The sequence below is a fragment of the Pseudosporangium ferrugineum genome (assembly GCF_003002065.1).
In the GTDB taxonomy this organism is placed as follows: domain Bacteria; phylum Actinomycetota; class Actinomycetes; order Mycobacteriales; family Micromonosporaceae; genus Actinoplanes; species Actinoplanes ferrugineus_A.
Genome location: NZ_PVZG01000033.1, coordinates 36,503 through 47,804 on the forward strand (window position 1 = coordinate 36,503; position 11,302 = coordinate 47,804).

Annotated in this window: 8 protein-coding genes and 1 riboswitch; of the genes, 5 read left to right on the forward strand and 3 right to left on the reverse strand. The window is 72.7% G+C overall.

Going from position 1 to position 11,302, the window contains the following annotated elements:
• Positions 1–4: 4 nt before the first annotated feature.
• Both CLV70_RS36005 and CLV70_RS36010 read right to left on the reverse strand, forming a co-directional pair.
• On the reverse strand, positions 5–499 hold the full coding sequence (locus tag CLV70_RS36005; RefSeq protein ID WP_106131099.1) for a hypothetical protein: 495 nt from the start codon (positions 497–499) through the stop codon (positions 5–7).
• Positions 492–2,147: a Na+/H+ antiporter gene (locus CLV70_RS36010; RefSeq protein WP_106131100.1), complete on the reverse strand. Its 1,656-nt coding sequence runs from the start codon at positions 2,145–2,147 to the stop codon at positions 492–494. Before CLV70_RS36010 ends, CLV70_RS36005 begins: the two co-directional genes overlap by 8 nt.
• 101 nt (positions 2,148–2,248) lie before the next feature.
• Between CLV70_RS36010 and CLV70_RS36015 the strand changes: the two genes are divergently transcribed.
• Complete coding sequence (locus CLV70_RS36015) at positions 2,249–4,684, forward strand: beta-glucosidase (RefSeq protein WP_106131101.1); 2,436 nt, start codon at positions 2,249–2,251, stop codon at positions 4,682–4,684.
• A 33-nt stretch (positions 4,685–4,717) separates the two neighbouring features.
• On the opposite strand, the gene ahcY is transcribed toward CLV70_RS36015, so the two are convergent.
• Entirely contained in the window at positions 4,718–6,178 is a 1,461-nt protein-coding gene (gene ahcY / locus CLV70_RS36020; protein ID WP_106131102.1) for an adenosylhomocysteinase, read from the reverse strand.
• Positions 6,179–6,195: 17 nt separating this feature from the next.
• A riboswitch (S-adenosyl-L-homocysteine riboswitch) is annotated at positions 6,196–6,276 on the reverse strand.
• A 194-nt stretch (positions 6,277–6,470) separates the two neighbouring features.
• Here ahcY and CLV70_RS36025 point away from each other — a divergent pair.
• The 4 genes from CLV70_RS36025 to def all read left to right on the forward strand — a co-directional run bounded on the left by CLV70_RS36025 (position 6,471) and on the right by def (position 10,683).
• A complete protein-coding gene (locus tag CLV70_RS36025) occupies positions 6,471–6,800 on the forward strand; it encodes a YciI family protein (protein ID WP_106131103.1) in 330 nt (109 codons plus the stop codon).
• Positions 6,797–7,972 carry an RNA polymerase sigma factor gene (locus tag CLV70_RS36030; protein WP_106131104.1) on the forward strand — a complete coding sequence of 392 codons (1,176 nt, stop codon included), beginning with the start codon at positions 6,797–6,799 and terminating at the stop codon, positions 7,970–7,972. Before CLV70_RS36025 ends, CLV70_RS36030 begins: the two co-directional genes overlap by 4 nt.
• Positions 7,973–8,135: 163 nt before the next feature.
• Complete coding sequence (locus tag CLV70_RS36035; protein ID WP_106131105.1) at positions 8,136–9,260, forward strand: M48 family metallopeptidase; 1,125 nt, start codon at positions 8,136–8,138, stop codon at positions 9,258–9,260.
• A gap of 133 nt (positions 9,261–9,393) precedes the next feature.
• On the forward strand, positions 9,394–10,683 hold the full coding sequence (def, locus tag CLV70_RS41540; protein ID WP_245908719.1) for a peptide deformylase: 1,290 nt from the start codon (positions 9,394–9,396) through the stop codon (positions 10,681–10,683).
• Positions 10,684–11,302 lie beyond the last annotated feature (619 nt).

Genomic DNA, 11,302 nt, shown 5'->3' on the forward strand with positions numbered 1-11,302 from the left:
CGGCTCAGCCGACCGAGATCTCCACGGCACGGACGTCCCGGTTGTCCGCGATCCGCCACAGATCCCGCTCGTCGCCCAGCGTGATGCCGTCGACCGTGGCCGGGTCGACGACCAGGCTCGTGCCGTCGTCGAGCTGGAAGGCCAGCCCGCGGACCTGCCCGTCGGCGAAGTCGTCGTCCACGTACAGCGTGACCGCCTTGCACTCCAGCGCCCGGTAGACGCTGAGGTACACGCTCGTCAGGTCGACCAGCACGCCCCGCAGCTGGTCCTCCGCGTCCAGGTCGGGGTGCACCACCGGTTCGGTGGCGGGCCCGATGCGCAGCCAGCGGCCGGTCTCGGCCGCGGTCAGGCTGAGGTAGCCCTGACCGGGCGCGCCGATGAAGACCTGCTTGGGGTAGAGCACCACCCGCTCGGGGCTGCTGCTGAGATCGCCGTAGCCGGCGACCAGCACCTCCTCGAGGCGGTGGCACCGGCGGAACAGGCGGATCAGATCATCCATCGCGTGGCCGATCGGGTAGGAGACGTTCCTCATGGTCGAGTTCGCGTTCGAGCACCCGCATCCCCTCGTCCGAGAGCCGGCCCGCGTCGCGCCAGCGCAGCAACTCCTCGCGCTGGGCGTCGATGACCGAGCGGCGCACCTTCAGCGCGGCCTCGTACTGCGGCGAGACGGGGACCTCGTCGGAGTCCGACTGCTCGAGCAGGTCCAGGCGGCGGCGGTAACGCTCCAGGCGGGAGTCGAGCTGCTTGCGCATCGTCTCGATGGCCTGGTCTTCCACGTGGTCGTGCCGCTGCAGGTGGATCTCGTCCAGCCGGTCGAGCGCGGCCTGCACCGACGCCGAGCGAGCCTCGTTGCGCAGCCGCACCTTGTCCGCCTCGTTCGCCTTGAGGCCCAGCATGCGGACCAGGGGTGCGAACGTGATGCCCTGTCCGACCAGGGTAACCAGGACGACCACGAACGCGCAGAACAACAGCAGGTCCCGGTCCGGGAAGGGCAGCCCGGCGTCGGTGTGGTGCGGAATGGTGAAGACGGCGGCCAGGGTGATCACGCCCCGGGTGCCGGACCAGGTCAGCGCGGTGATCTCCTTGCCGTCCAGGCGGCGCTCGCGTTCGCTGTTGCTCTGCTCGGCGGCCGGGTCCCCGCCGAGCCGGGCGTGCATCGAGCGCGGCAGCATCTGGGTCAGCACCAGGAAGAGCGGCCGGAGCAGCAGAACCACGCCCGTCGACACCGCCACCGCGATGACGATCGTGGACGTCTCGTACTCCGACAGCCCCTCGATCACCCACGGCAGCTGCTGGCCGATCAGCAGGAAGACGAGGCCCTCGAGGAGGAAGTCGACGAGCCGCCAGACCGCGCTGACCTGGAGCCGGCTGGCCCCGGAGCTCAGCCGGGGCGCGTCGTGGCCGACGATCAGCCCGGCCACGACCACGGCCAGCACGCCGGAGACGTGCACCCGCTCGGCGGCCAGGTACGCCACGAACGGCGTGGCCAGCGACACGGCGTTCGCGATCAGCGGGTCGTGCTGGATCGGCCGGGCCGCCCGGACCGCGTACGCGACGACGATGCCGGCGATCACCCCGCCCGCGGCCGAGATGACGAACTCGCCCACCGCGGCCGAGAAGGAGAACTCCTGGCCCACCGCGGCGGAGATGGCGACGCTGAGCAGGGTCAGCGCGGTCGCGTCGTTGAGCAGTCCCTCGCCCTGCACGAGGGTGACGATGTTGCGGGGCAGACCCACCTTCTTGCCCACCGCCAGCGCGGCGACCGGGTCGGGCGGGGCCACCGCGGCCCCCAGCGCCACCCCGGCGGCCAGCGTCGCGCCGGCCACGAGGTAGTGGAAGCCGACGCCGATCAGCAGGGCGGTCAGCAGAACCAGGACCACCGACAGGCTGATGACCGTACGCAGGTTGCGCCGGATGTCCACGAGTGAGGAGTCCAGTGCCGCGTTGTAGAGCAGCGGCGGCAGGACCAGGGTCAGGATCAGCTCGGGCTCGAGTTCCACGTTCGGCCCGGGAAGCAGGGCGTAGAGGATGCCCAGGAGGGTCAGGAGGGCGGCGGCGGGCAGGCCGGTACGGTCGGCGAACCAGCGGACCGCGACCACCACCGCCACGCAAGCAAGGATGAACAGCAACGTCGTCTCGACACTCACCTAATCATTCTCCCGGACGGGTGATGATCTCGCGATCATGAGCCGCGCCCCGGGGCGTTAGGCTCGTGCGCCGGTGCCCGATGGGACAGGAGGGGCTGCTCATGCGGCTGGGGCGTGCGGCCGTGGCGGTGGTCCTGCTGGCCGGCGCGACGCTGGCCGGCGTGGGCGGCAGCGAGCGGCGCCCGTCGGTGGAACGGCGGGTGGCGGCGCTGATGGCGCGGATGACCCTGGCCGAGAAGCTGACCCTGATGCGCGGCGGCGCCCCGTGCGGGTACATCGGCTGCGTCGACGGCATCCCGCGGCTCGGCATCCCGCCCCTGCGGCTGCAGGACGGCCCGGTCGGGGTGGGCAACGGCACCACCGGCGTGACCCAGCTGCCCGCCCCGGTGGCCGCGGCGGCGGCCTGGGACCCCGGGCTGATGCGGGCGTACGGGCAGGTCATCGGCGCCGAGCAGTGGGCCAAGGGCGCGAACGTGGCGCTCGCGCCCACCGTGAACATCGTCCGCGACCCGCGCTGGGGCCGCGCGTTCGAGTCGCTGGGCGAGGACCCGTACCTGGCCGGCCGGGCCGCCGCCGCGGAGATCGTGGCCATCCGCGCCGAGGGGCCGATGGCGCAGGTCAAGCACTTCGCCGCCTACAACCAGGAGACCGCCCGCAACACGTACGGCAGCGACGCCCGGGTCGACGAGCGGACCCTGCGCGAGATCTACCTGCCCGCGTTCGAGGCGGCGATCGCGGCCGGGACCGACTCGGTGATGTGCGGCTACAACCCCGTCAACGGCACGTACGCCTGCGAGAACGGCGAGCTGCAGCAGCGCATCCTCCGCGACGAGTTCGGCTTCGAGGGGTTCGTCACGTCCGACTGGGGAGCGACCCACTCGACCGTCGCGTCGGCCGAGAACGGCCTGGACATGGAGATGCCCGACGACCGCTTCTTCGGCGCGCCGCTGGAGGCCGCGGCCGGGCGCGGCGAGGTGCGGGTCGACGAGCACGTGCGCCGGATCCTGACCGCGATGGTCCGGCACGGGCTCCTCGACCGGCGGCCGACCGGGCGGCTCGACGCGGTGGTCACCGGCGACGCCCACGCGGCGGTGGCCCGCCGGGTGGCGGAACAGGGCAGCGTGCTGCTGAAGAACGACGGCCTGCTGCCGGTGGGCCCGGGCGTACGCTCGATCGCCGTCCTCGGCAGCGGGGGCGACACCAGCGTGATCAGCCAGGGTGGCGGCAGCGCCCGGGTGAACGCGCCGTACGTGGTCACGCCGTACCGGGGACTCAGGGAGCGGGCCGGCGCCGCGGCCGAGGTGACCTACGAGCCCGGCACCGTACGCTCGGACGGCGCCCTGCCCCTGCTCAGCGCCGAGCTGCGCGGGGAATTCTTCGCCGGCGCCACCCCCGCCGGTGCGCCCGTCGCCACCCGCACGGTCGCGTCGCTCGACGCGGACTGGCGCCGCGGCGACGCCGGCATCGGCCTGACCGACAACTGGTCGGCGCGCTGGACCGGCACCGTCACCCCGCCGGAGACCGGCACCTACACGTTCTCGCTGACCGCCACCGACGGCGCCCGCCTGCGCGTCGGCGGGCGCACGATCGTCGACCACGGCTGGGCCGAGGCGGGCCGCCGCACCCGCACCGGGACGGCGACGCTGACCGCGGGCCGGCCCGTGCCGATCGAGGTGGAGCACGCCCAGTTCACCGGCGACGCCATGCTGACCCTCGGCTGGACGCTGCCCGGGCAGCGGCTGCACGACGACGCGGTCGCCGCCGCGGGCCGGGCCGACCTGGCGGTCGTGGTGGTCGGCAGGTACGGGACCGAGGGCGCGGACCTGCCGGGCATCGGCCTGTCCGCCGACCAGGACCGGCTGGTACGCGACGTCGCCGAGGCCAACCCGCGCACGGTCGTGGTGGTCAACAGCGGCTCGGCGGTGGCGATGCCGTGGGCCGGCCGGGTCGGCGGGATCGTGGCGGCGTGGTATCCGGGGCAGGAGTACGGCCACGCCCTCGCCCGCCTGCTCTTCGGCGACGTGAACTTCTCCGGCAAGCTCCCGGTGACGTTCCCGCGCTCGCTGCGGGACCTGCCGACGGCCTCCCGCGAGCGCTGGCCCGGCGGCGAGTATTCGGAACGGCTCGAGGTGGGCTACCGCTGGTACGACGCGCGGGGCGTGACACCGCTGTTCCCGTTCGGGTACGGGCTGTCGTACACGTCGTTCGCGTACTCGGAGCTGGCGGTCTCGGCGCCGGACCGGGCCGGGAACGTGCGCGTGAGCTGGACGGTCACGAACACCGGAAGCCGCGCCGGCGCGGAGGTGTCGCAGGTGTACGTGGGCCAGCCGGCGGAGACCGGGGAACCGCCGAACAATCTGCGCGGCTTCGCCCGGGTGGAGCTGGCGCCGGGGGAGGCGGGACGGGTCACGGCCGTGCTCGACGCCCGCAGCTTCCAGCACTGGGACGCGGGCTGGCGGACGGCCGGGGGCGCGTACCGGATCTCGGTCGGCTCCTCCTCGCGGGACCCGCGACTGACCGCGGAGGTGAACCGGTAGGGGCCGCGCCTCGCGACGCGGCCCCCGGGTGGATCAGTAGCGGTAGTGGTCGGGCTTGTACGGTCCCTCGACCGGCACGCCCAGGTACTCCGCCTGCTTCTTGGTCAGCTCGGTGAGCCGGACGCCGAGCGCGTCCAGGTGCAGCCGGGCCACCTTCTCGTCCAGGTGCTTCGGCAGCACGTAGACCTGGTTCTCGTACGCCTCCGGCTTGGTCCAGAGCTCGATCTGCGCCATCACCTGGTTGGTGAAGGAGTTCGACATGACGAAGCTCGGGTGGCCGGTGGCGTTGCCCAGGTTCATCAGGCGGCCCTCGGAGAGCACGATGACCGCGTGCCCGTCCGGGAAGCGCCACTCGTGCACCTGCGGCTTGACCTCGACCTTCTCGATGCCCGGCACCTTGGCGAGGCCGGCCATGTCGATCTCGTCGTCGAAGTGACCGACATTGCCGACGATCGCGTTGTGCTTCATCGCGGCCATGTGGTCGACCGTGATGATCTCGGTGCCGCCGGTGGTGGTGATGAAGATGTCGCCCTGCGAGACGACGTCCTCGAGCCGGACGACCTGCATGCCGTCCATCGCCGCCTGCAGCGCGCAGATCGGGTCGACCTCGGTCACGACGACGCGGGCACCCTGGCCGCGCAGCGTCTCGGCCGAGCCCTTGCCGACGTCGCCGTAGCCGCAGACCACGGCCAGCTTGCCGCCGAGCATGACGTCGGTGGCCCGGTTCAGGCCGTCGACCAGCGAGTGGCGGATGCCGTACTTGTTGTCGAACTTGCTCTTGGTGACCGAGTCGTTGACGTTGATCGCCGGGAAGAGCAGCTCGCCGGTCTTGGCGAACTTGTAGAGCCGCGCCACGCCGGTGGTGGTCTCCTCGGTGACGCCGCGGATCTCGGCGGCGACCTTGGTGAACCGCTGCGGGTCCGTCGTCAGGCTGCGGCGCAGCGTGTCGAGGATGATCGTGTACTCGTGGGCGTCCTCGTCGGTCGTCGCGGGAACCGCGCCGGCCTTCTCGAACTCGGCACCCTTGTGCACGAGCAGGGTGGCGTCGCCGCCGTCGTCGAGGATCATGTTCGGGCCGAGGCCGTCACCGAAGTCGAACAGCTGCTCGGTGCACCACCAGTACTCCTCCAGCGTCTCGCCCTTCCAGGCGAAGACCGGAGTGCCGGCGGGGGCCTCGACCGTGCCCTCGGGGCCGACGACGATGGCCGCGGCGGCCTCGTCCTGGGTCGAGAAGATGTTGCAGGACACCCAGCGGACCTGAGCGCCCAGCGCGACCAGCGTCTCGATGAGGACGGCGGTCTGGATGGTCATGTGCAGCGAGCCTGCGATCCGCGCGCCGCGCAGCGGCTGCGCGTCCTTGAACTCCTCGCGGATCGACATCAGGCCGGGCATCTCGTGCTCGGCGAGACGCATCTGGTGCCGGCCGAAGGCGGCCAGCGACAGGTCCGCCACCGCGAAGTCGATGCCGTTGAGCTGCTGGAGACGTGGTGACATGGAGAAGGGCACCCCCTGGTCAGGAGGCGCCCTTGCGTCATTGGCCCGCAGGCCGAGCGTGGCGGACCCTCGGGTCCGTCGCAGCGCCTCTCGGCAAGGGGCAGCGCCTCGTCGGGCGCCCGTCCACCATAACTCCGGTCTCCCATGATCGGGAATCCGGCCGAATACGGACCCCGTGCGTTCGCGCTGGTCCCGCGCGAGTGTGACGCGTGCCACTTCTCTGGAAGGCTGTCCGGATCCGCGCGGCCCGTTCGTCACCCGGGTGGATCACCACCGAGGAAAGGCTGCTGAGATGAAGTACCTGATGTTCGTCTGCACCGACACCGAGCCGGAGACCGACGAGTCGCGGATCCCCGACGTCGAGCGGTGGGTGACCGAGAACGACGCCGCGGGCCGCCGCCTGGCGGGCAATCAGCTCACCCCGCCGTCCTCGGCGACCACCGTACGGGTCCGCGGCGGCGAGCTGCTGCTGACCGACGGCCCGTTCGCCGAGACCAAGGAGGTGATCGTGGGCTTCGACATCCTCGAGTGCGCCGACCTCGACGAGGCCATCGAGGTGGCCCGCGCCCACCCCATGGCCTGGGTCGGCCGGCTCGAGCTGCGGCCGTTCGCCGGCGCATGACCGAGGTCGCCGCGGCGGTCGCCGCCGCCGGCGTGGAGTCCCGGGCCCGGATCGTCGCCGCACTGATCCGGGTCACCGGGGACTGGCAGCTCGCCGAGGACTGCGCCCAGGAGGCCCTCGCCGCCGCCCTCGAGCGGTGGCCGGCCGGCGGCGTGCCGGACAACCCCGGCGGCTGGCTGGCGACCGTCGCGCGCAACCGCGCCCTCGACGCGCTGCGCCGCGCGAACGTCGAACGCCGCAAGCTGGCCGAGGTGGCGGTGCTCGCCTCCGGCGCGGAACCGGCGCCGGCCTCCGACGACCGGCTGCGGCTCATCTTCACGTGCTGCCATCCCGCCCTGTCGCCGGAGGCACGGGTGGCGCTGACCCTGCGTACGGTCGCCGGCGTGCCGACCGCCGACCTCGCGCGGGCCTTCCTGGTCACCGAGGCGACGATGACCCGCCGGCTCACCCGGGCCAAGACCAAGATCGCGCAGGCCGGCATCCCGTACCGGGTGCCGTCCGGCCCGGCGCTGGCCGAGCGGCTGCCCGGCGTGCTGGCCGTGCTCTACCTGCTCTTCACCCGCGGGTACGACGCCGACGGCGAACCCGCCTTCGCCACCGAGGCGATCCGCCTGTCCCGCCTGCTGACCGAGCTCATGCCGGACCAGCCGGAGGCACGCGCCCAGCTCGCCCTCTTCCTGCTCCAGCACTCGCGCCGCGACGCCCGCCGCGACGCGGACGGCAACCTGCTCACCCTGGACCGCCAGGACCGGGCCCGCTGGGACCACGCCGCGATCGCCGAGGCGCGCTCGCTCCTGCCGCCGGCCGCCGGCCCGTACGCGGTGCAGGCGCACATCGCCGCCTGCCACGCCGCCGGGACCACCGACTGGGCCCGCATCGCCGCGCTCTACGACCGGCTGCTGAGCCTGGTGCCCTCGCCCGTGGTACGCCTCAACCGGGCGGTGGCGCACGGGTACGCCCACGGCCCCGCCGCCGGACTGGCCCTGCTCGCCGAGGCGCGGGCGGCCGGCGGGCTGGAGAACTATCCGCTGACCGTCGCCGCGGAGGCCGACCTCACGGCGCGGGCGGGCGACCGGGAACGCGCGGTGACCCTCTACGAGCAGGCCGCCGCCGCGGCGCCTTCCGAACCCGAGCGGCGCGCCCTCCTGGCCCGCGCCGAGGAGCTCGCCTGAGCGCCCACGTTGCCTGCTGCATCCTGCATCTGCCCGGATCGGCCGAAAGTCGGAGGTGCCCGCGTGCAGTTCCGGCTCCGAGCCGATGCGCGAAGCCCGGTCGAACCGCCAAGCTCTACTGCCGTAGAGCCTTCTCGGAAGGCGTCGACCTGGAAGGACCGGCATGACGATCGACGACGAGAACAGGCCCGCACGGCAGCGGGTCACGCTGACCGGCATCAGTTCGCGGGCCTGGGAACACCCGGCCGACCGTGGTGCGCTCACCGCGCTCCGGGAGCTCCGCGGCTTCGACGACGTCGTGCGTTCCTTCTTCGGGATGTGGAACGAGCGCGGCTTCCGCCTGTCGTACCTGGCCGGCTCGATCCGGGTCGACCACCGCCAGTACCCCCGCGTCTACCAGCGCTTCACCGAGGCCGCCGCCACGCTCGACGTGGCCGAGCTGCCCGAGCTGTACGTCACCCAGGCGCCGATGATCCACGGCGAGGCGATCGGCATGGACAAGCCGTTCATCGTCATCACCACGGCGGCGGTGGAGAAGCTGGACGACGACGAACTGCGCGCGCTGATCGGGCACGAGATCGGCCACATCCGCAGCGGCCACGCGGTCTACAAGACGATCATGATGATCCTGACCAAGTGGGCCACCAACGTCAGCTGGATCCCGATCGGCGCCATCGCCCTGCGCGCCATCATCGCCGCGATGTACGAGTGGTGGCGCAAGGCGGAGCTCTCCGCCGACCGCGCGGGCCTGCTCGCCGGCCAGGACCCGGCCGCGTCCATCCGGCTGCTGATGAAGCTGGCCGGCGGCGGCGACCTCTCGCAGATCGACACGGCGGCCTTCCTCGAGCAGGCGGCCGAGTACGAGGGCGGCGGCGACCTGCGCGACAGCTTCCACAAGATCGGCATGACGGCGTGGAGCAGCCACCCGGTCCCGGTCGCCCGCGCCGCCGAACTCCGCAAGTGGGTCGACGGCGGCGACTACGGCCGCATCCTCGCCGGCGAATACGACCGCCGCGACTCCGACGGCAACGCCTCGGTGACGGCCGACGTGAAGGCGGCGGCGTCGCACTACCGCGAGACGTTCGAGAACTCCCAGGACCCGCTCGTCACCCTGGCCCGGCGGGTCAGCGGCGGCGCGGCCGACCTCGGCGACTGGGCCGGCACGCAGGCCGGCCGGGCCGCCAACTGGGCCAGCACCGCGGCCGGTGCGGCAGGCCGGGCCGCCCGCCGCACCTCCCGGCCCGCCGACGACACCAACGGCTCGGACGGCGGCACCTCCGCCCCCTGACCCCCGCAGCCCGGACCGCCGCCGTCCGCCGCCTCGACCCCCGTTCGAGGCGGCGGGCGGCGGCTCCGTCTCCGATCCCCCGGTCGTTTCCGTCTCCGATCTCCCGGTCGTTTCCGTCCCCGATTCCTCGGTCGTGGACACTGAGGCGGTGATCGAGGTCGTCGTCGGGTTCGTGGCCGGGCTGGTCATCGCGGTCCTGACGACCCCCGTCGGGGTGTCCGGCGCGGTGTTCCTGCTGCCCGTACAGCTGAGCGTGCTGGCCGTGCCCAACCCGGCCGTCACCCCCACCAACCTGCTCTTCAACGTGGTCTCAGGACCCGGTGCCCTGCTCCGGTACGGCCGCCGCGGCGCGCTCGCCGGCCCGCTCACCCGGCTCCTGCTGTGGGGCACCCTGCCGGGCGTGGTCGCCGGGGCGCTGATCCGGGTGTACGCCGTGCCGGGGCCCCGCGCCTTCCGCCTGATCGTGGCGGCGTTCCTGCTGCCGCTGGGGGTGTGGCTCTGCCTGCGTACGGTCAGACCCGGCCGGGCCCCGGCCGGACCGCCACCCGCCCCGCGCACCGTGACCCTGCTGTCGCTCGCGGTCGGTGTGGTCGGCGGCATCTACGGCATCGGCGGCGGCTCGATCCTCGGCCCCATCCTGGTCGGCCGCGGCATGCCGGTGGCGGTGGTGGGCCCGGCGGCGCTCGCCTCGACGTTCGTGACCTCGATCGTGGGCGCCGATCGTCGGGGTGCTCTACGTCATCCTCGCCGCGTAGAACGGCCGGCGGCGCGTTCGGCGGAACCGCTGCCGGCCCGCTTGGCGGAACCGCTGTCGGGCCCGCTTGGCGGAACCGCGGACGGCCCGCTTGGTGGAACGGCCGTCGGCGCGCTTCGTAGAATTGCCGGCGTGCAGACGCGTGCCGGAAACCCCCGACCGATCACCCGTTACGGCAACCCGGTGCTCCACCGCCGGTGCGCCGAGGTGACCGTCTTCGACGACGACCTGGAACGCCTGATCGCCGACATGTTCGCGAGCATGGCGGCGGCCGACGGCGTCGGGCTGGCGGCCAACCAGATCGGTGTCGACGCCCGCATCTTCGTGGTCGACTGCCCCGACGCGACGGGCACCCGCATCGTCGCCCACGTGGTCAACCCGGTCCTGCACCTCCCGGAGGACCGCGGCCTCGACGTCGACAACGAAGGCTGCCTCTCGGTCCCCGGCGTCCGCGCCGACGTCGGCCGCCCGGCAACGTCCTATGTCACGGGCGTCGACATGCACAACAACCCCGTCAGGATCGACGGTACGGGTCTGCTCGCCCGCTGCCTCCAGCACGAGACGGACCACCTCGACGGGATGCTGTACGTCGACCGGCTGCCGGCCAAGCAACGCAAGAAGTTGCTGAAAGAAAGCGCCGAGGCACCCCCGGTCGGCGTCACGGAGTAGGCGCTTCTCCGCCACGGCGGTTGCCCTTCCGCGCGCGACCCTTTACCCGTTCACCCCTCCTTCGCCGAGCCCTGTCCGCGGACCGCGACCGGTGCCCCGCCCTGCCCGCCTCGGCCGTCCGGTCCCTGCCAGGCATCGTGGCGGCGGCTTCGCCGGCCGACCCGCCGACCCACCCTGCTGACCGGCGGGTGAGTATGCCGTTTCGGCCGGTCACCGATGATCGCCGGTACGGATGGACAACCACCGCCACGGTCGATACTCTTTCCCACGACGCCGTTGCGAGTTCTTCCCCCGTGGAATTCGCAGCGGCGCTCCTATTTCCGGGGTCGCTCTCGCCTCCGGCCCCGCATCTCCGTGCCGGCCCCGCCGTCTCTTGGTGCCCGGCACCCGGCGTCCTTCCCCTTGCCGCCGCCCGCCACGCTCTTGTCCGCAGCGCGCCGGCCCTCCGCGGCGCCGCGTCCTCCAACCCGCCTTCTTCGGCCGGCGCATCCCTATTCCACCCCTTTCCGGGGGTGCACGATCGGGGCTCTTCGAAGTTGAGCGGGGTTCGTGACTGAAGCCGACCCGTGTGTGAGGGCTCGCAGCTCATCAGTGATCATCTGAGTGTCTAGATCGGACG

Excerpts from the sequence above, each read along its gene's own strand:
- CLV70_RS36005 (WP_106131099.1), bottom strand. The coding sequence starts at position 499 with ATGGATGATCTGATCCGCCTGTTCCGCCGGTGCCACCGCCTCGAGGAG.
- CLV70_RS36015 (WP_106131101.1), top strand. The coding sequence starts at position 2,249 with ATGCGGCTGGGGCGTGCGGCCGTGGCGGTGGTCCTGCTGGCCGGCGCG.
- ahcY (WP_106131102.1), bottom strand. The coding sequence starts at position 6,178 with ATGTCACCACGTCTCCAGCAGCTCAACGGCATCGACTTCGCGGTGGCG.
- CLV70_RS36025 (WP_106131103.1), top strand. The coding sequence starts at position 6,471 with ATGAAGTACCTGATGTTCGTCTGCACCGACACCGAGCCGGAGACCGAC.
- CLV70_RS36030 (WP_106131104.1), top strand. The coding sequence starts at position 6,797 with ATGACCGAGGTCGCCGCGGCGGTCGCCGCCGCCGGCGTGGAGTCCCGG.
- CLV70_RS36035 (WP_106131105.1), top strand. The coding sequence starts at position 8,136 with ATGACGATCGACGACGAGAACAGGCCCGCACGGCAGCGGGTCACGCTG.